This window comes from Pseudidiomarina marina (genome assembly GCF_044807045.1).
Classification (GTDB): domain Bacteria; phylum Pseudomonadota; class Gammaproteobacteria; order Enterobacterales; family Alteromonadaceae; genus Pseudidiomarina; species Pseudidiomarina marina.
In genome coordinates, this window is the sequence record NZ_CP085233.1 from 1538461 (window position 1) to 1557988 (window position 19528).

The 19528-nt window shown below is 48.2% G+C and carries 23 protein-coding genes; 10 read left to right on the plus strand and 13 right to left on the minus strand.

Translation table 11 applies throughout. From position 1 onward, the window contains the following. Nucleotides 1-23: 23 nt before the first annotated feature. The 4 genes from LG272_RS07245 to LG272_RS07260 form a co-directional block, all read right to left on the minus strand. Nucleotides 24-1682, minus strand: coding sequence for an isovaleryl-CoA dehydrogenase (locus LG272_RS07245; protein ID WP_404407631.1), 1659 nt, complete (start codon nt 1680-1682; stop codon nt 24-26). Nucleotides 1683-1698: 16 nt separating this feature from the next. Next, the gene (locus tag LG272_RS07250; protein ID WP_404407633.1) at nt 1699-2346 is read right to left on the minus strand and encodes a TetR/AcrR family transcriptional regulator; all 648 of its coding nucleotides are present in this window, start codon (nt 2344-2346) and stop codon (nt 1699-1701) included. Between the two features lie 58 nt (nt 2347-2404). Beyond that, nucleotides 2405-3442 carry a cytochrome P450 gene (locus LG272_RS07255; protein ID WP_404407635.1) on the minus strand — a complete coding sequence of 346 codons (1038 nt, stop codon included), beginning with the start codon at nt 3440-3442 and terminating at the stop codon, nt 2405-2407. Between the two features lie 100 nt (nt 3443-3542). Next, nucleotides 3543-3776 carry a hypothetical protein gene (locus LG272_RS07260; RefSeq protein WP_404407637.1) on the minus strand — a complete coding sequence of 78 codons (234 nt, stop codon included), beginning with the start codon at nt 3774-3776 and terminating at the stop codon, nt 3543-3545. A 112-nt stretch (nt 3777-3888) separates the two neighbouring features. Between LG272_RS07260 and LG272_RS07265 the strand changes: the two genes are divergently transcribed. Further along, nucleotides 3889-4338: an Rrf2 family transcriptional regulator gene (locus LG272_RS07265; RefSeq protein ID WP_126758690.1), complete on the plus strand. Its 450-nt coding sequence runs from the start codon at nt 3889-3891 to the stop codon at nt 4336-4338. Here the strand turns inward: LG272_RS07265 and LG272_RS07270 are convergent. The 4 genes from LG272_RS07270 to LG272_RS07285 form a co-directional block, all read right to left on the minus strand. Then, complete coding sequence (locus tag LG272_RS07270) at nt 4280-5491, minus strand: VWA domain-containing protein (RefSeq protein WP_404407639.1); 1212 nt, start codon at nt 5489-5491, stop codon at nt 4280-4282. The two genes, LG272_RS07265 and LG272_RS07270, sit on opposite strands and share 59 nt — an antisense overlap. Before the next feature lie 3 nt (nt 5492-5494). Next, nucleotides 5495-6331 (minus strand): MoxR family ATPase, encoded by an 837-nt coding sequence (locus tag LG272_RS07275; RefSeq protein WP_126758692.1) that lies wholly within the window; start codon nt 6329-6331, stop codon nt 5495-5497. After that, nucleotides 6331-6759, minus strand: a complete 429-nt coding sequence (locus LG272_RS07280) for a DUF6746 family protein (RefSeq protein ID WP_404407641.1) — start codon at nt 6757-6759, stop codon at nt 6331-6333. Before LG272_RS07280 ends, LG272_RS07275 begins: the two co-directional genes overlap by 1 nt. A 105-nt stretch (nt 6760-6864) precedes the next feature. Further along, nucleotides 6865-7932 (minus strand): DUF3080 family protein, encoded by a 1068-nt coding sequence (locus tag LG272_RS07285; protein ID WP_404407643.1) that lies wholly within the window; start codon nt 7930-7932, stop codon nt 6865-6867. Between the two features lie 24 nt (nt 7933-7956). Here LG272_RS07285 and LG272_RS07290 point away from each other — a divergent pair, with 24 nt between their 5' ends. Both LG272_RS07290 and LG272_RS07295 read left to right on the plus strand, forming a co-directional pair. Beyond that, nucleotides 7957-8562 (plus strand): riboflavin synthase subunit alpha, encoded by a 606-nt coding sequence (locus tag LG272_RS07290; RefSeq protein ID WP_404407645.1) that lies wholly within the window; start codon nt 7957-7959, stop codon nt 8560-8562. A gap of 14 nt (nt 8563-8576) precedes the next feature. Next, nucleotides 8577-9113, plus strand: coding sequence for a hypothetical protein (locus LG272_RS07295; protein WP_404407647.1), 537 nt, complete (start codon nt 8577-8579; stop codon nt 9111-9113). Here LG272_RS07295 and LG272_RS07300 read toward each other — a convergent pair. Together LG272_RS07300 and LG272_RS07305 are read right to left on the minus strand one after the other, a co-directional pair. Next, nucleotides 9110-9319 (minus strand): CPXCG motif-containing cysteine-rich protein, encoded by a 210-nt coding sequence (locus tag LG272_RS07300; RefSeq protein ID WP_404407649.1) that lies wholly within the window; start codon nt 9317-9319, stop codon nt 9110-9112. The two genes, LG272_RS07295 and LG272_RS07300, sit on opposite strands and share 4 nt — an antisense overlap. Nucleotides 9320-9429: 110 nt before the next feature. Beyond that, complete coding sequence (locus LG272_RS07305; RefSeq protein ID WP_404407651.1) at nt 9430-10335, minus strand: DMT family transporter; 906 nt, start codon at nt 10333-10335, stop codon at nt 9430-9432. Nucleotides 10336-10421: 86 nt separating this feature from the next. Between LG272_RS07305 and thrS the strand changes: the two genes are divergently transcribed. From thrS to LG272_RS07340, 7 genes are all read left to right on the plus strand, one after another. Further along, the gene (gene thrS / locus LG272_RS07310) at nt 10422-12338 is read left to right on the plus strand and encodes a threonine--tRNA ligase (RefSeq protein WP_404407653.1); all 1917 of its coding nucleotides are present in this window, start codon (nt 10422-10424) and stop codon (nt 12336-12338) included. Nucleotides 12339-12357: 19 nt separating this feature from the next. Continuing rightward, nucleotides 12358-12900 (plus strand): translation initiation factor IF-3, encoded by a 543-nt coding sequence (gene infC, locus LG272_RS07315; protein WP_126758699.1) that lies wholly within the window; start codon nt 12358-12360, stop codon nt 12898-12900. A 93-nt stretch (nt 12901-12993) separates the two neighbouring features. Continuing rightward, nucleotides 12994-13191, plus strand: coding sequence for a 50S ribosomal protein L35 (rpmI, locus tag LG272_RS07320; protein WP_034729724.1), 198 nt, complete (start codon nt 12994-12996; stop codon nt 13189-13191). A 16-nt stretch (nt 13192-13207) separates the two neighbouring features. Then, on the plus strand, nt 13208-13561 hold the full coding sequence (gene rplT, locus LG272_RS07325) for a 50S ribosomal protein L20 (protein ID WP_055437818.1): 354 nt from the start codon (nt 13208-13210) through the stop codon (nt 13559-13561). A gap of 128 nt (nt 13562-13689) precedes the next feature. Beyond that, nucleotides 13690-14670, plus strand: coding sequence for a phenylalanine--tRNA ligase subunit alpha (pheS, locus tag LG272_RS07330; protein WP_404407656.1), 981 nt, complete (start codon nt 13690-13692; stop codon nt 14668-14670). 16 nt (nt 14671-14686) lie between these two features. Further along, on the plus strand, nt 14687-17074 hold the full coding sequence (pheT, locus tag LG272_RS07335; protein ID WP_404407658.1) for a phenylalanine--tRNA ligase subunit beta: 2388 nt from the start codon (nt 14687-14689) through the stop codon (nt 17072-17074). Between the two features lie 3 nt (nt 17075-17077). Further along, nucleotides 17078-17368 carry an integration host factor subunit alpha gene (locus LG272_RS07340; RefSeq protein ID WP_126758702.1) on the plus strand — a complete coding sequence of 97 codons (291 nt, stop codon included), beginning with the start codon at nt 17078-17080 and terminating at the stop codon, nt 17366-17368. A 55-nt stretch (nt 17369-17423) separates the two neighbouring features. Here LG272_RS07340 and LG272_RS07345 read toward each other — a convergent pair whose 3' ends face one another. The 3 genes from LG272_RS07345 to LG272_RS07355 form a co-directional block, all read right to left on the minus strand. Then, a complete protein-coding gene (locus tag LG272_RS07345) occupies nt 17424-18095 on the minus strand; it encodes a ChrR family anti-sigma-E factor (RefSeq protein WP_404407660.1) in 672 nt (223 codons plus the stop codon). Beyond that, nucleotides 18088-18669 (minus strand): sigma-70 family RNA polymerase sigma factor, encoded by a 582-nt coding sequence (locus LG272_RS07350; protein WP_241967930.1) that lies wholly within the window; start codon nt 18667-18669, stop codon nt 18088-18090. The genes LG272_RS07345 and LG272_RS07350 overlap by 8 nt, the downstream gene beginning before the upstream one ends. 125 nt (nt 18670-18794) lie before the next feature. Beyond that, nucleotides 18795-19418, minus strand: coding sequence for an LON peptidase substrate-binding domain-containing protein (locus tag LG272_RS07355; RefSeq protein ID WP_126758705.1), 624 nt, complete (start codon nt 19416-19418; stop codon nt 18795-18797). Nucleotides 19419-19528 lie beyond the last annotated feature (110 nt).

Consider the following 19528-nt stretch of genomic DNA (forward strand, 5'->3'; position numbering starts at 1 on the left):
GCCACCCGGCGTATAACGCCGGGCTACAGTGTTCTACTGAGAATGGCGCGGTGGTCGAGGCCGGTTGGTAAGCAGCCGTAGTTGGCGCTGGTGTGGGCACTCAAGCGAGCCGCGCAAAAGGCATCGGCAATGTAGGCAGGGGCGTGCTGCAGCAATAATGCTCCCTGCAGCGCAAGCGCCATATGGTCGGCGAAATAGCGCGCTTGATACTGCCATTGGTCTTTTGGCGTGTTACTAAAATCTGCTTTTAGTTTGGTAACAAAGGCATCAAAGCGCTTATCGGTGCCAGCCGCACGATGAAGTTCGTTAAAATAGGCCTCTAACACGTCAGGTTCTTTCTGAATCGCACGTAAGATATCGAGGCACTGGACATTGCCGCTACCTTCCCAAATGGCGTTTACAGGTGATTCTCGGAACAATCGTGGCATGATGGTGTTTTCCATCACGCCCATACCGCCAATGGCTTCCATGGCCTCGTAGGCGTGATTTGGTGTGCGTTTACAAATCCAATACTTGCCAATTGGTGTGGCGATACGCGCTAATAATCGTTCGTGCTCATTGTCTTGTTGGTCCATAGCACGTGCCATGCGCATGGTTAAGGTCATTGCCGCTTCGCTTTCGAGGGCAAGATCGGCCAACACGTTTTGCATTAACGGCTGATCAACGAGTGTTGCGCCAAAGGCGCTGCGATGACGAGCATGGTGAACCGCTTGCACAGTCGCTTGACGCATACCTGATGATGAACCAATCATGCAGTCATAGCGTGTCATCGCGACCATCTCAATGATGGTGCGCACGCCACGGCCTTCTTCGCCAACCATCCAGGCAAAAGCGCCACGTAGCTCGCATTCGCTTGAGGCATTTGCGACGTTGCCCATTTTGTTTTTCAATTGCTGAATGTGCAGGGCATTTTTGCTGCCATCGGGACGCCAGCGCGGTAATAGGAAGCACGATAGCCCTTTATTGGTTTGCGCCAGTACTAAAAAGGCATCACACATTGGTGCTGATACAAACCATTTATGACCGACAAGCTCGTACGCTTGCCCAGAGCCTTCTGCACCGATGGCATACGCTTTCGTGGTGTTGCTTCGTACATCCGAACCACCTTGTTTTTCAGTCATGGCCATGCCAATGGTCATACCGTGTTTCATGGTGTCGGGAACGTTACGTCCGTCATAGTCAGGCGCCATGATCTTCGGGCCAAATTTTGCTAACAGGTCGGGTTGGTGTTGCAATGCCGGAATAGCAGCAAATGTCATGGTAATCGGGCAACCATGGGCGGCTTCGACTTGCGTGTGAAGATAATATTTTGCGGCACGCGCAACATGAGCGCCGGGCTTTGGATTCGCCCAAGGGCTCGCATGTAAGCCTTCGCTGATCGCAATATCCATAAGCTGATGATAGCTTGGGTGAAATTCGATTTGATCGATGCGATGACCGAAACGGTCGTGAGTAACCAATTGCGGTTTGTTGGCATTCGCAGCGAAGCCCAGAGCGATACGCTCGGGTAAACCGCATTCGGCACCGAAGCGCAGCAATTCTTGTTCGGCCCATGCTGCTCCCTCACGCTTTACCGCTTCTTGCAAGGCTTGGTCTTCAGCGAAGAGGTTGTAGTCTTCTAATGCCGGTGGTTGGTTCTCAACGGTGTGAGTTTGTGCCAGAAATCGGTCGGTTGTGTTCATGGTTATGATTCCTTTGTTAGCCTTTCGTATCGCTATCGGTATAGCTGCTGGCGGTGATAGCTTGTAAGCAAAAGCGCACGCTGTTGGTAATGGCTTGGTTTGGATCAAATTCGCTTTTGTGAGCAAGTGGGCCGATTAACGCTTCGGCAATAGCACCAACCAGCGCGCGACTACTCAGTGCACAGTCTTGTGGTGGGAGTGTTTTATCCCGTATGCCTTGTTGAATTGCTTGTGCGAATAATCCCGCATAGCGTTCACGGTAACGCAAACGAGCGGCAACCACGGCAGGCTCAACCGGCTCGGCAATCAGTGCCCATGCAGTAACTGGTGCGCGCAGTGCCCGTTTGGCAAAGGTGGTCAACGCATCAGCAATGCGATCGGCGGCGGTGAGTCCATCTGTAGAGGTCTCTGGTGCTTCAAGGTGTTGTTGCACTTGTGCGATTTCAATTTCGGTTGCGTGCTCAAAAACCGCTGTGCATAAGTCTTCTTTAGATGGGAAATAACGATATAACGTGCCGGTAGCGACCGAACAGCGTTGGGCGAGGGTAGCCATTTGCAAGCCGCCAAAACCGACTTCATTAAGTAATGCTAAAGCGTTTGTCAGAATATTCGTGCGAGTGGCTTGCTTGCGCTCGCGCACTCGCGATGTTTCTCGATAGGCCATATGCTTCTTGGTTTGTTGTCATGTATACCAAGAAGTGAATCATGATTCAGTTTTTAGATCAATGATTAAATTTCACCCAGATACGCCGATAGCCACCACGCGGCGGTTGTGCGCGTTCGAATGGTTGCCCACCGAGTTGAATGGTTTCAAATTTATTGAGCAAACTGCGTGTGAACAAACCAAGCTCAAGTTGCGCTAATGGTTTGCCTGGGCATACATGAACCCCAGCACCGTAGAGCAGATTCAAGTGAGGGTCGCGATCCCATTTAAATTGCTGGGGTTCGACAAATACCTTTGGGTCGTTGTTTGCTGCGCGCCAATCGATGGTCACTGTGGTATCCGCTTCATACGACATATCACCGAAGTTAACAGGGCAGGTGGTGCGACGGCGATTGGTCAACAACGGCGCATCAAGCCGTAGTATTTCATTAATAGCATGATCAATGTGCATTGGTGCTTCGCGCAATTGCTTTTGTACAACCGGATTTTGTGCAAGAAATCCGACAATTGAGCCAATGGCAGCGGCAATGGTGCCGAGTTCGCCGACCGTCCAATTGCGCACAATGCTGACTAAATAGTCATCACTTACAGGGGTACCATTTAAGCGCAACCGTGTGAGCTGTGCGGTAATAGAGTCCGGGTCACCTTCGCCACGCAGAGCGCGATCAAATTGTTCGATAACGATATCGCTAAATTCGTCAGCCAAGCGCCGCAGAGTAGGGCGGTCTTGCGCCAAGGTCGCGGCATTTTGCGCGTCGATCCATTCAGTCAAACGTTGCTCCAATGCCACGGGCCATCCCATAAATGCACACTGCACACGCAATGCGAATGGATGACCAAGCGTCGCCATTACTTCCACGTCATCATACGCATCAAGATTAACGAGAAGTTCGTCAATCACCACTTGCAATTTAGGCTGAAATTGTGTGAGTACAACGTCGCTAAAGAATGGTTCAATAAGAGCGCGGTAAGCCAGGTGCTCAGCACCATCCATACCATTTGGCACGTTTAAATGAGAGGAAACCTTATTACTAAATTGCTCAGGCGCATGAAGCGCAGCGAGTACATCATGATGACGGGTTAATACAGCGCTCATGATCACCTCCACAACTGAAATGTATGTAAGTGTCAGTATATGAAACTAGCTGGTGAATTCTTTGCGTTTGGTCAAACCAATTACCCAAAATTAAAAACCATTAGTGCAATGGACGGCCTAATTGGTTTTGCGCGATTAACCGCACCACGTACGAAAGCTTAAACAAGCCGGCCAATAATATTTGTAAGAAATGTAATACGGCAATCACCATCAATGGAAACTGCGCTTCTAATCCCCAAGCTAAATAGGCAACAACTAAGAATAAGACTAAGAAAATCACCATGGCCAAGTTAGCGCCCTTGAGTAATTTATGACCGGAACTTTGCTGATTCATAAAATACATCTCCAATACATGTTTATATAAAACGCATTATGAATGCATGTTTGATGGAGATCAAGGTTTGCTATACTATAATGCTTCGAAAATGTACCTTTTTGGACAATCTATGCAGCTGAAAAAATATACAGACTATGGCTTGCGCATTTTGATGTATTTGGCGAGCTTTGAAGCAGATGAAAACTGCGCCGAGCCGAAGCTAGCCACAATTCGTGAAATCTGTGACACCTTTGGTCTGTCAGCCAACCATGTGAATAAAGTGGTACATCATTTGGGGCGATTAGAACTCATTGAAACGCGTCGAGGTAAGAACGGTGGATTTTTACTGGCGAAAAAACCGGAAGATATCTCACTTGCGTTTGTGATTCGCCAGCTTGAAGGCGATGAAAAATGGATTGAGTGTGAAAATCCATACTGTGTGGCGCTACCAGCGTGCGAACTGAAGGGTATTGTCGCACGTGGTAAAGAGTTGTTTTATGACTACCTAAGCCAGTATTCGCTTAAGAGTTTAATGGTGAAGGCGCCGCAGCTGCGACAGATTTTTTCAACAGCGTCGTAATGGCAGCGCTAATGCCGTCGAGAGTCAGCGGATACATGCGTTGGCTCATCAACTGCTGCATTAAATCAATTGATTGATAGTAGCGCCAGTGACTGGTTGGCTGCGGGTTCAACCATACCGCATCGGTAAAATGGTTTAGTAGGCGTTGCATCCATACCGCGCCTGGCTCTTCATTCCAATGTTCGACGCTACCGCCGGGGTAGGCAATTTCATACGGCCCCATGGTGGCATCGCCGACAAATATCAGCTTGTAATCACGGCCATAGCGATTAATCAGCTCTAGCAGCGGTAGCTTTTCGTCGTAACGCCGATTATTGTCCTTCCAAACGTGCTCGTACACGCAATTGTGAAAATAGAAAAACTCGAGATGCTTGAATTCGTTGCGAGCGGCGGCGAATAATTGTTCGCACTCGTAAATGTAGTCATCCATTGAGCCACCGACATCAAATAGCAACAAGACTTTCACGGCGTTATGACGTTCTGGTTGCCATTGCAGATCGAGTAATCCGCCTTTTTGCGATGTAGCACGAATGGTGCCGTTTAAATCCAGCTCTTCGGCGGCGCCGGTGCGTGCAAACTTTCGTAGTTTGCGTAGCGCCAATTGCAGGTTTCGATTCGCTAACTCGGCGTCACCATCGAGATCACGAAACTCACGTTTATCCCATACCTTCACGGCACGTCGTGCGTTGCTACCATCTTGGCCAATACGAATGCCTTCAGGATGATAACCGTAGGCGCCAAACGGCGAGGTGCCGCCTGTACCAATCCATTTATTGCCACCAGCGTGTCGCTTTTGTTGTTCAGCGAGGCGCTCGCGGAAGGTTTTCAGCAGTTCATCAAGGCCGCCGAGTGATTGCAGTTTCGCTTTATCTTCGTCACTCAACTGCCGTTGCAGACTGCGCTCAAGCCAATCGGCGGGAATAGCTGCGGCTAAGTCCACCTGTTCAACGCCTTCAAAGTATTCAGCAAACGCCCGATCAAAACGATCGTACTGGCTTTCGTCTTTCACCAACACTAATCTGGCGAGGGTGTAAAAGTCATCCACGCTACCAAATACGACACCGCGCTCCAGCGCACTGAGCAAGTCTAAAAGCTCGGTGAGGCTGGTTTTGAGGCCGTGCTTACGCAGGCATAAGAAAAACTCAATGAGCATAAATTAGGATGACTGACGGCGTGCCATAAACGCTAATTTTTCAACCAGCTGCACGTCTTGTTCGTTTTTCAGCAACGCACCAAACATCGGCATTAAGCCATTGCTCTTGGTAAGCTCCGCCGGTTTGATGTCTTCGGCCAACAAAAGCTTCAACCAATCGATCAGCTCCGACGTTGACGGTTTCTTTTTCAAGCTTGGCACTTGGCGTAAATCAAAGAACACTTCGAGTGCGGTGCTAAGCAAGTCTTTGCGAATATCAGGGTAGTGCACCTGCACAATTTGCGCCAAGGTGTCGGCATCCGGAAACTTGATGTAGTGAAAGAAGCAACGGCGCAAAAACGCATCCGGCAGTTCTTTCTCATTATTTGAGGTGATGATGACAATTGGGCGATGTTCGGCGCGTACTTGCTCGCCAGTTTCATACACATGAAATTCCATCTGGTCGAGCTCGTGAAGCAAGTCATTCGGAAATTCGATGTCCGCCTTATCAATCTCATCGATGAGCAGTACGGGGCGTTCAGCCGCAGTAAAGGCTTGCCATAATTTGCCTGGCTTTATGTAATTGGCAATGTCATGCACTTTGTCGCTACCGAGCTGGCTATCACGCAACCGCGATACGGCGTCGTACTCGTACAAGCCTTGTTGCGCTTTGGTTGTCGATTTAATTTGCCAACGAATCAGCGGCACCCCCAAACTGGCGGCAAGTTCTTCCGCCAGCCGGGTTTTACCAGTACCGGGTTCACCTTTGAGTAGCAGTGGCTTTTCGAGGGTTACTGCCGCATTGACCGCAAGGCCGAGGTCATCGGCCACGATATAGCTGTCGGTACTTTTAAAACTCATTATTTGTACGCTCGGCCAGCTTCAACTAACTTGTTTGATGAATCGAGGTATTTAGCGCCGTTTTTCTTCACTTTATCCAGTTCCATACGCTCAGAACCCAAATGCACTTCCTCTAATACTTCTTTCATTTCATCCACTTCATGGTCAATACGCTCAAGCGCGCGCTCAAGGGTATACGTCAATTGATGAATTTCTGCCATTTTCTGCGGCGTTAATTCGCCTTGCAGTTCAGCGTTCAAAAGCTTGTTGTACTCACGCAAGTTATTTAGCGCCTGAACAAGATTTTCCGAAGGCTTGCCTTTGTAGTGATCAGGACGCTCTTGCTCTTCATGTTTGTGACCTTTTTTACCATCGTCATGAGCCATGACAGGTGCTGCTGCAAACGCAAAGGAAAGCGCAATGGCGCTTGCAATTGATAAAAGTTTCATAGGTGCTCCTTGTAAGCGAAATTCAGTTCGTTAATGAGAATCGTTATCAACAAATTACCATTTTTTGTCGGTGTCGCCAACTGTTTATACCCGCTTATTCTCGAATTAGGCGCCGGGCGTAAACTCGCAGTCAGTAAATAATTGTTGCCAAAATTCAACGTGGTTACGGGTTTCTGCAACCAGTTGATCATCAAGTGCGGCGATATGCCGCAGGTAGTTATTCCACTTAACCAGGGTGGGTTGTGTTTGCAATAATTCTGGTTCTGCATAAAGTGCATCTAAATACGCTTCAAGTTGCTGAGCTTGCCGCACCAGCGCACTAATGTGTTGTTGTACTGGGCCACTAAAGCGTGCAATAAAAACCTGTCGTAAAACGCGCGCGCGTTCCGGTACACCTTTGCTTAAACAGCCCGCTTCTGCACTTATATTGATGACTAAGGGGTTGAGCTGTTGTAGGTATTGCTGGTTATCGAATAACGCTCGCCATAATTGGCTTAAATAGGCGCTTTTCGCCAATGCTTCAAGGGCTTGTTCGAGCTGATTTTCTGCTGGCAATTCAGCGTCGTTATTTAGCGTGTTTAAAATGATGTTGAAGGCTTGAAAAAGTGGCGCGAGCTGTGCGCCTTCAACTTCAGGTAATGCTCTATCTGCCTTACGCAAAACATTGCGCAGGCTATCATCTGAAACAATCGCCTGCATACGCAATTGCGGCATCGTGGCTTGCTTTGCTTGTGCCTGTTGGCGTACACGCTGTGCAAGTTCGGGCTCGCTGGTTTCTAATTGTTCGGCACAGTCGTACAACGCATCTAACAACTCGCGATCGTGATAATAACGCATTACACCACTGGTTAATCGGCCGAGTGAGCTGTTACGTTCGGCTATGAGCGAACCGGCGCGACAGGTATCCAATCGCATTGAGTCTAACAATGATAATTGCAGACGCGGAATCGTCACACGCAGTTCGCGGGCAGCGGGAATCTGTTCTGGTGTTTGTGGCTGATAGGGTATTGCTTCGCGCGACAACGTATTGGCAACCCGCTGCTGGTAATCATGCAGTTGCATTAGGCCGCTTGGCGCAGGGCTGCAGGCGGTTGCCGCTAGCAATAGGATAACCGCCGCACCCACCCGTCTAGCGTAGCCAATAAGTTGTTTTAGCGTTACAATCTGTGTCATTCATAAAGCCTTTAAAGAGATATCATGTTTACTGGAATTGTACAAACTCAGGCGACGGTTGCCCAGTTACACGATCGCGACAACTTTCGCCAACTCACTGTCGAAGTTTCACCAGAGTTTCTGCATAACGTAGCGCTAGGCGCGAGTATTGCGATTAACGGTTGTTGTTTAACCGTGGTGGCATTTACTGAAACCACTGTGAGTTTTGACATTATTGATGAAACCTTACGGTTAACTAACCTTGGCAGATTAGCGGTAGGTGATAAAGTCAATTTTGAACGCTCATTAAAAGTTGGCGATGAAATGGGTGGTCATTATGTATCGGGTCATATTCATTGCACCGGCGCCATTGTGAAACGTGAGCGTAGCGCCGATAATCTGGCACTGTGGATTGAGTTTCCTGAATCGTTCAAGGCCTATGTATTGGCGAAGGGCTTTATTAGTGTCAACGGTGCAAGTTTAACGGTCGGGCAAGTCGAAAGTAACCGTTTTAGCTTACATTTGATTCCAGAAACACTGCGTTTAACCAATTTGGAACATGCTGACATCGTCAATCTTGAATTCGATCAGCAAACCATGACCATTGTTGAAACCGTTGAACGGGTGTTAAATCAACGCGGCGTTAAGTAACGAGGTAGAACGGTGTGGAAAACAACGAACATATTATCAAGTTGCAGTTACGCACCGTCGAACAACTGTTCAACTCGTTTGATCCATCGCCGTTTGTTGGACGCGATCTAGATCCTGCTGCCGAGGAGTTCATCTTAGGATGGGCGCAAGAACATCCCCGTCATGGTTCATTTAAGCTACAAATTACAGTGACCGAAGTTGCCGATATTGAACGCGCTCAATCGCGAGTTAGTGACGCGGTACGAAGTTACTTTACTGCAAGTGTCGCGCGTTCAGGTCAAGAGTTCAGCCGCCTGATGCGCCGCGGACGATTCAGTTTACTGGTCGGTGTTATCTTCTTGATTATCTGCTTTGGCGCAAGTGATGCGCTTCAGCACTATTTCCCACACTCGAAGCCATTGGATTTTGTATCTGAAGGACTTCTCATCGTGTGTTGGGTTGCGATGTGGCAGCCGTTACAAATATTTTTGTACGAATGGTGGCCGCTCTTCCGCCACAAACAATTACTTCAGCGCTTAGCTGCTATGCATGTTGAAGTGGTTCAACGTTAATAGAAATTCTCGTCGTCGCTGGCGACGCGGACAAATATTTTGTCGTTAACTTCGTCGAGTTTGACTAACAAGTGAATATCGGCACCGCAAGCGCGGCATTCATCTTGGTAGTCTTGATCGCCCGCTGAGGCGTCAATACTCACGTGAATGTGATGCCCACAGTAGGGGCAGCGTAGGCCGGCGTCATACAGTTTGTCGGCGTTCATGAATACCTCCAAGTGCTATGCAATAACTACCTTTGAGTATGGCTTAGAATTGAAATTTTGCTTGGAAGTTCACTCGAATTTAACCCAATTTGGCGTAGGCAAAACCTAACTTATTGAATTCCAAATAACAGTGCGATGCCACTTACCGCAATGAGTGCTCCGACAATGCTCCGCGCTGATAATGGTTGGCCCCGAAACCATTGAATGGGAATAAGCCATAGCGGCGCCGTGGCGAGCAAGGTTTGTGCAAGCCCTGGGTTGATATAAGCAATGGCGGTTTGCTGTAGCCAAATAGCTAAGAAGGTGCCCATGATAATCGCTACGAGTAACCAAGGAATAGAGGTATGGCGCAAGGCTGAACGAGTGGATTGAATCAAGCTGGGTTTTAACAGCAGTAAGGCAATGGTTAACGCAAAGGTGCCGGCAAGCAATCGCAGCAACGCCGCATTTAACGGACTCATTTCAAATTCTTGTAAGGCATGAAACGACATGACGAGGCCCAAGGCCTGACAGAGTGCGGCACCGACACCTGCGGCAATGCCGCTCATATTCAGTTGCACGCGCTCGGCACTTTTCGGCTTCTCGCTGATGACCACAAAAATACCGCTAATAATCACCAAAGCAGCAACCACTTCGAACCAGCGCATACCTTGTGCCAACAGTATCCATGCCAGCAATGCAGCAAATGGTGGCGCAAGATATTCAAGTAGCATGGTGTGCCAAGGGCCTAAGCGTCGCAAAGCAGCGAAATACAGGGTATCACCTAAAGTTATACCGATAACGCCGCTCGCAAGTAGCAGGTAGGTAGCGAGGTTACCTTCAATCGCTAATAACTGACCGGTAAACCAACCAGCCAGCACCAATAGTGGACAAGCGACGATGCCTTTCACCAGATTCAGTTGGGCAGCCGACAAATAACTGCCAGCTTGGCTATATAAAAGGGTCGCCAGCGCCCAAAATAACGCAGCGGTTAATGCGGCCAGAGGGCCAATGATTGTGGCGGTTAGGGTTTCCATGGCGGGCATCATACGCTATAGTGTGGCCTTTCAAAATAACAAGTGACACTTGGTAGGTGCCACCACTGTAAAAAGGACAGAAAATAATGCCTGTAGTAACGCTCCCCGACGGAAGTAAACGTTCATTCGACAAGCCTGTTTCTATTCTCGACGTTGCCCAAGATATTGGCCCTGGTTTAGCCAAAGCGACTGTGGCCGGGCGTATAAATGGTGAATTAGCTGATGCTTGTGACTTAATTACCGATGACGCGACCGTTCAGATCATTACGCCAAAAGACGACGATGGTATTCATATTATTCGTCACAGCTGTGCGCATTTGCTAGGCCATGCCCTGAAGCAAATGTTCCCAGATGCAAAAATGGCGATTGGTCCGGTTATCGATAACGGTTTTTATTATGACGTCGATATGGAGCACACGTTAACTGCAGATGATTTGCAAGCGCTCGAAAAGCGTATGCTTGAGCTGGCAAAAACTGAATACGACGTGGTGAAGAAGAAGGTGAGCTGGGCCGAAGCCCGTGAAACGTTCGTGAGCCGCCATGAACCGTACAAAATTGAAATTTTAGATGATGATATTAGTCGCGATGATCGTCCGGGTTTGTATCATCACGAAGAATACGTCGACATGTGTCGTGGTCCGCACGTACCCAATATGCGTTTTTGCCAACACTTCAAAATTATGAAGGTGGCGGGTGCCTACTGGCGTGGTAAATCTGACAACAAAATGTTGCAGCGTATTTATGGCACCGCGTGGGCTGATAAGAAGCAATTGAAAGCGTATTTGCAGCGCTTAGAAGAAGCGGAAAAACGCGACCACCGTAAAATTGGTAAAACGCAAGACTTGTTCCATTGGCAAGAAGAAGCACCTGGTATGGTGTTCTGGCATAACAATGGTTGGACAGTGTTCCTTGAGCTTGAGCGTTTTATCCGTGAAAAGTTACGCGAGTATCAGTATCAGGAAGTAAAAGGTCCGTTGATGATGGACCGCGTGTTGTGGGAGCGTTCTGGCCACTGGGAGAAGTTCTCAGAGCTGATGTTTACCACCGCATCAGAAAACCGTGAATATGCGATTAAACCGATGAACTGCCCAGGTCACGTGCAGATTTTCAATCAAGGGCTAAAATCTTACCGTGATTTGCCACTGCGTATGGCTGAGTTCGGTTCGTGTCATCGGAATGAGCCATCAGGCGCATTGCATGGCTTGATGCGTGTACGTGGTTTTACCCAAGATGATGCGCATATTTTCTGTACCGATGCACAAGTGCAAGAAGAAGTGAGTGGCTGTATTAAGATGGTGTACGAAACCTATAAAACGTTTGGTTTCGACAACATCGTGGTGAAGCTATCAACGCGTCCAGAAAAGCGCTTGGGCGACGACGCCACTTGGGATCACGCCGAACAAGCGTTAGCCGATGCCCTGAAGACTAACGGCATTGAGTTTGAGTACTTGCCGGGTGAGGGCGCGTTCTATGGTCCGAAAATTGAATTTACCCTGCATGACTGTCTAGGTCGTGCTTGGCAGTGCGGTACTGTGCAACTCGACTTCGCGTTACCAGGTCGTTTAGGCGCGACTTATGTGGGCGAAGATAACGAGCGTCACACACCGGTGATGATTCACCGTGCCATTTTGGGCTCACTTGAGCGCTTTATGGGAATTATCATTGAAGAATATGCGGGATATTTCCCGACTTGGTTGGCACCAACGCAGGTTGTGGTGATGAATATTACCGATAATCAGCGCGATTATGCCATCAAAACAGTAAAAGAATTGAATAAACTTGGATTTAGAGCCATTGCTGACTTGAGAAATGAGAAAATAGGCTTTAAAATCCGCGAGCACACTCTAAAACGTGTTCCATACTTATTGGTTGTCGGCGATAAAGAAGTCGAAAACCAGGCGGTTGCGGTGCGTACTCGTCGTGGTGAAGACCATGGTGTTAAAGGGCTACAGCAATTTATTGCTGAGCTCAGCGACGAAGTAAACAGCCGCAAAATTAGTTAATTGACTGGAGGAATGACCCATTAAAGGCGGAAAAAGAACTCAGAAAGCTGGTGACAAAAATCGGATCAACGAAGAAATTCGCGTCAATGAAGTACGACTCATTGGTGTTGAAGGTGAACAGATTGGCGTCGTAGGTATTCAAGAAGCTCTTACTGCAGCCGAAGAGGCTGGTGTTGATCTGGTGGAAATTAGCCCAAATGCGGAGCCACCAGTTTGTCGTCTGATGGATTATGGTAAGTTCCTCTACGAGAAAGCTAAGAACGCGAAAGAGCAAAAGAAAAACCAGAAACAGATCCAGGTGAAGGAAGTTAAATTCCGTCCTGGAACTGACGAGGGCGATTATCAGGTAAAACTGCGCAACCTGACTCGCTTTCTGGAGGGAGGTGACAAAACGAAAGTCACTATCCGTTTCCGTGGCCGGGAAATGGCACATCAAGAGTTGGGTATCGAACTGCTAGAGCGCATTAAGAATGACCTAGCCGAAATTTCAACTTGCGAATCGTTCCCAAGACGTGCTGAGGGTCGCCAGATGATTATGGTTCTGGCCCCTGCTAAGAAGTAACTGTGGTACACAAGTAGGGCGGTTTTTTACTTGAACAAGTAAGAACCAAACTCACCCTGTTACACTTTTAATTAACAATGCGGAGTAATTTTCATGCCGAAAATGAAATCCAAGAAAGGCGCATCGAAGCGCTTTAAGAAAACCGCTTCAGGCGGCTTCAAATGTAAACAGTCTCATTTGCGTCACATCCTGACCAAAAAGAGCTCAAAGCGGAAGCGTCACCTACGTGCGAAGAGCATGGTGCACGAGTCTGATGTTGGCTTAGTTCAGCGTATGTTACCATTCGCGTAAGGGAAGGAGATAGCAAATGGCACGAGTAAAACGTGGTGTGATCGCGCGTGCGCGTCACAAGAAAGTCCTGAAGCAGGCGAAAGGTTATTATGGTGCTCGTTCACGCGTTTATCGCGTAGCGAAGCAAGCTGTTATCAAAGCAGGTCAGTACGCATACCGCGACCGCCGTGCGAAGAAACGTCAATTCCGTCAATTGTGGATTGTTCGTATCAACGCTGCAGCGCGTCAAAACGGTTTGTCATACAGCCGCTTTATCAATGGCTTGAAAAAAGCATCTGTAGAAATCGATCGTAAAATCCTTGCTGACATCGCAGTTCACGACCAAAACGGTTTTGCTGCCTTGGTAGAGAAAGCGAAAGGCTCTCTGTAAGCAGGTTGAAAAGTTGAAAAAGGGAGCGTAACTGCTCCCTTTTTTTGTGCTTTTTCGGTATCATTGAGCACTTTATTTAGTTTTGAAAAATCATCGTGAAACCGCACGGGTCATAACTGAGGACGATCATGGCGTTATCTGACATTGTTGCTGCCGCTGAAGCAGCCGTTGCACACGCAACGACCCCGCAAGAACTCGACGCTGTTCGAGTGGAATATATGGGTAAAAAAGGCCAATTAACTGAGCAGTTGAAAAGCTTAGGCAAGCTAAGCCCAGAAGAGCGTCCTGCGGCAGGACAAGCCATTAACGAAGCCAAACAACGTGTGCAAGAGTTAATCAACGCACGTAACAACGAATTAAAACAAGCTGAGCTCGCGCAAAAACTTGCCGCCGAGCGCATTGATGTGAGCTTGCCAGGCCGTCGTGCTCAGCTTGGTGGCTTTCACCCAGTCACGAAAACCATTCAGCGCATTGAAGCGTTTTTTGGTGATTTAGGTTTTCGTACGGTGGAAGGCCCTGAAGTGGAAGATGACTTCCATAACTTTGATGCGCTGAATATTCCAGCGAATCATCCTGCGCGTGCTGATCACGATACGTTCTATTTCACGCCAACCACCATGTTACGTACGCAAACCTCAGGCGTTCAAATTCGTACCATGGAGCAAGAGCAACCACCACTGCGAATTATTTCGCCTGGTCGCGTGTATCGGAATGACTACGATCAAACACATACGCCAATGTTCCATCAGGTGGAAGGTTTGATGGTAGACACTGACGTGAGTTTCACGCAGTTAAAGGGCATTTTAGAAGACTTTTTAGTGAACTTCTTTGAAGAAGAGCTCGAAGTACGTTTCCGTCCATCGTACTTCCCGTTTACTGAGCCTTCAGCAGAGGTTGATGTACGCCGTAAAGATGGCAAATGGCTTGAAGTACTTGGTTGTGGCATGGTTCACCCAAGTGTTTTACAAGCGGTTGGTATTGATAGTGAAAAATACACGGGCTTTGCCTTCGGTATGGGCGTTGAGCGTTTGACTATGCTCCGCTATGGCGTCAATGACTTGCGCGCATTTTTCGAAAATGACGTGCGTTTCTTGAAACAATTCAATTAATTAGCCGGGTAAGCAGATGAAATTTAGTGAACAGTGGTTACGTACCTGGGTGAATCCTGCGCTAGATAGCGTGGCGTTATCTGAACAGTTAAGTATGGCCGGCCTTGAAGTGGACGGCATTGAGCCAGTGGCAGAAGTGTTCTCCGGCGTGGTTGTAGGCGAAGTTGTGAAATGCTGGCAGCATCCAGATGCCGATAAGCTGCAAGTGACGGAAGTAAACGTTGGTGCTGATGAGTTGGCGACAATTGTTTGCGGTGCACCAAACTGCCGTCAGGGCCTGAAAGTTGCTGTAGCAACCGTTGGCGCTGTATTGCCAGGTGATTTCAAAATTAAAAAGGCGAAACTGCGCGGTCAGCCGTCACACGGTATGTTGTGCTCGAGCTCAGAGTTAGGGCTGAGCGACGATCATGACGGTATTATTGAACTGCCGCTCGATGCACCGATAGGCATGGATTACCGTGAGTATTTAGAGCTCAACGATGTGGTGCTGGATGTTGATTTAACGCCAAACCGTGCCGATTGTTTAGGTTTACGTGGTATTGCGCGTGAAGTTGGCGTATTGAATCGTCTAGAAGTCACTGAGCCAGAAATTAAAGCTGTTCCGGCGGCTCATGACGAAGAGCGTGCGGTAGTACTTGATGCACCAGCGGCATGTCCGCGTTATTTAGGCCGTGTGGTTCGTAACGTTAATGTCAGTGCGAGCTCACCGTTGTGGTTGCAAGAACGCTTGCGTCGCAGCGGTGTTCGTAGCATTGACCCTGTGGTTGATATTACCAACTATGTGCTACTCGAGCTGGGTCACCCAATGCATGCCTTCGATAACGATAAGTTAGCAGGCGCTGTGCATGTGCGTATGGCGAAGCCAGAAGAAAAACTGACGTTACTTGATGGTAACGAAGTGACCTTGCAAAACGATGTATTAGTAATTGCCGATGAGCAAAAACCACTCGCGATGGCCGGTATTTTCGGCGGCGAAGGCAGCGGTGTGACTGAAAACACCACAAACGTGTTTTTAGAGAGTGCGTTCTTTAGCCCCGATGCGATTGCTGGTCGCGCCCGTCGTTTCGGTTTGCATACGGACGCTTCGCATCGCTATGAGCGTGGTGTTGACCCAGAACTGCAACGTACCGCGATGGAACGTGCAACGGCACTATTACTCGAGATTTGTGGCGGCGAAGCTGGTCCAATTGTTGAGGCCGTCAGTGTTGAGCATTTACCTGAGGCGGCGCATGTCACCTTGCGTGCAGAGCGTTTAGAGCGAGTGCTTGGTATCCGCATTGCCACCGAAGAAGTCACTGAAATTCTGCAGCGTCTCGGGTTCGTGGTTATCACCACCGATTCTGGTTGGAATGTGACAGTACCAACGTTCCGATTCGATATCAGTATTGAAGAAGATTTGATTGAAGAAGTAGCCCGTATCTATGGTTATCACCGCATTCAAGCGGCGGCACCAGCGGCGCAATTGCGAATGATTCCACGCCAAGAAGCCCAGTTAAGCGCAGGCGGTATGAAGCGCACGTTGATTGATCGTGGTTATCAAGAAGCGATTACCTACAGCTTCGTTGACCCAAAACATCAAGCCATGTTGTTTGATGAAACGGCCGCTTTAACGTTGCCATTCCCAATTTCGGTTGAGATGTCGTCGATGCGCGTTAGCTTATGGCCGGGTTTGATTGGGGCTGTGGCACACAACCAAAAACGCCAACAACAAAGCTTAGCGTTCTGTGAAACCGGATTGCGCTTCTTGCCTGATGAGACAGCCGAGAATGGCGTTGTACAACAGCCCATGGTCGCCGGCATCCGTGCGGGTAAAGCCTATCCAGAACATTGGAGTGACGGTGAACGTGCAGTCGATTTTTACGACATCAAAGGCGATGTTGAGGCACTGCTCGCGTTAACTGGCGCTGCGCATGCGTTTCGTTTTGTTGCCGATCAACACCCAGCGTTGCACCCAGGCCAATCGGCTGCGATTTTCCGTGGCGAGAAACGTGTTGGTTATGTGGGCGCGGTGCACCCGCAGTTTGAGAAAAAGCTCGGCTTAAATGGTCGTACCTTCGTGTTTGAACTAGAACTCGATGCGATTGCTAAGCGCACAGTGCCGCAAGCACAGCCGATTTCGAAATACCCATCGATTCGTCGTGATTTAGCCATTGTGGTAAAAGATTCAATTGCAGCGGGTGAAATTTTCGCAGCAATTGAAAATATTGGCGTAAATCATTTAGTTGACCTAAACTTATTCGATGTATATCAAGGGGCTGGGGTAGCTGAAGGGCATCGCAGTTTAGCACTGTCGTTGACATTGCAGCATCCTGAGCGCACTCTTGAAGACAATGAAATCAATACAGCCGTGAAAGCGGTTGTTGAGATGCTAACATCTGAATTCGGGGCAACCCTAAGGGAGTAAGCTATGGCGCTGACCAAAGCAGAAATGGCCGAGCATTTGTTTGAAAAATTTGGTTTAAACAAACGTGATGCTAAAGATCTGGTCGAGAACTTCTTTGAGGAAATTAGACGAGCGTTGGAAAGTGGGGAAGAGGTGAAATTATCAGGTTTTGGTAATTTCGAGCTACGCACTAAAAATCAACGACCGGGACGGAACCCGAAAACCGGTGAAGATATTCCTATTTCTGCAAGACGGGTGGTGACATTCCGTCCTGGTCAGAAGCTGAAGCAACGCGTTAGCACTGCGAAAAAGTAAACGCAACACAATAAAAAAGGCCGCTAATAAAGCGGCCTTTTTGTATCTACTGGTTCTATTTAAAGAACAAACTACTGAACGGATTCAACAGTCGGCTTAAACCTGTTGTGAAATGCAACGGGCCTTCAAGTGCCGCTATCGTCAAGCAGTCATGATCTTGCGTGGCTGGTGAATGCTTATGATGATCATCAAGCAACATAAAGTCGCCATCACGATATTCATTGTGTTCATCGTTAAACACGCCATTGACCACTAAGGTTGCTTCGTTGCCTTTGTGTGTATGCTCTGGCAAAGAAGCTTGTTCACCCATATAGATGAAGTTCAGCATCTCTTCGCCACCCACGCGTACTGGTGCGCGCCAAAGTTTACCTGGTAAGCGGCTCCACTCGCCAATGCGGTGCGAGTTGCGTGCTAACGTCGGCGGCAGTGCAAAGCGTTGTCCCTCGAGATAGAGGCTGTCATTTGCAGCCGGCGCGGCAGAGCCCGCAGGCGATTGTGAATTGAAAATTGCCTGTAACATGGCTTGCTCATCGAACCCGTGAACAATACTAGCCGTTTCAGTTTCACCAAATAACTTCGTGGCCATATGTTGCTCAATATCTTGCACATGAGCTTGGCACTTCGGACACATATCCACGTGGGTTCCAACCATCATCAACATGGCAGGGCTGAGTTCGCCAGCGGCATAAAGCACTAAGTGCTGTTCTGAAGGGTGGAATTTAATCATCGTGCTGTATCAACTCTTTCAATTTCTGTAATGCTAAACGGGTGCGTGATTTAACCGTACCCAACGGAATTTCAAGGGCGTCGGCAACTTCTTGCTGCGACTTGCCTTCGATGTAAATAAGTTCAATCACGGTCCGTTGTGCTTTCGGTAATTGCTCACAATACACAGCCAACTGCTGCATAAGTAAATCATTATCGAGTGCGTAATCATCATCGAGTGAGTCGTTTGTTTCGGCTAATACCGGCCACAAATCGTCTGCACTCAAATCATTTTGGCGATACTTATTTTTACGTAACAAATCAAAACGAATGTTACGCGCAATGGTAAATATCCAAGTAGCGGCTGAGCCTCGGTCAGGTTTGAACAAGTGGGCTTTGTGCCAAACATTGGTCATGGTTTCCTGAACCAAGTCCATGGCGGTTTGCTCGTTACCAAATTGGCGGGTAGCGTAGGCCTGCAAACGCGGCGCAAAATAACGAAATAATTCGCTAAATGCAGCTCGTGATTGTTCAGCAGCTATCTTCGCAAGTAATTCGGCAGCGTGCTCGGGATTATCCGGCTGCGCAGAAGACATAGTGTTCCGTTTAGTTATTCTATGAGTTGCTGTCTGCATAGTAGTTTATACCCACCAGGATATTCAACATATTGTCTGAGTTTTACGCAGTTATTTTGCGACTGGATCACAATCGTGTTCAAAATTTATCCTGCGGCTTGTTGTTCGTTGTCTTGCTTACTCTCGATGACCAGATCACGTAAAAAGGTCAATGCCGCATCAGCGGTCGGCGCTTGCAGCAATTCTTGTTTGGTTTGCGCGCTTACTGGCACTAACTCGAGCCAACGTAAGCACACCCAATCAGCCCGTTGCAGTTGCTCGTTGTTATACGCTACGGCCAACTCAGGATAGGTATTGTAAATTTCCACGAGTTGCTCAGCTAAAAATTTATCGGCCGCGCTCAAAGCCTGGGATGGCCATGCGCTGACATCATCGGTATGACCAACACGAAGGCCATCGTCTTGAACCTGGATATCCGCAATTCTAAATAAATATTGGCCAGCTACCGTAATTCCGAGTAACCCGTCGGGCAGTTGTTCAAAATCGATAATGGTTGCGGCAGTGCCAATCGGATGAATGTGCGTATTCAAATCGCGATCACCATTTTCATTTAACATGCACATTCCAATGGGGCGGCATGACGTGCCGTTACAGGCTTCTTTGACCATCCGAATGTAACGAGGCTCAAAAATGCGCAATCGCATGGTACCGCCAGGTAACACGTGCCCCGACAACGGAAATAAAGGCATTGTTTGTTGCGCTTGAGTCATTATTGCTAACCTCTTAGATGACAGTTAACGCAATTACGCACGATTTTTTGTTTTGGATTAATTCGGGTGAACTTTTGTAGCTATTTTTCGTAATTTTCGTCAGGCTAGAA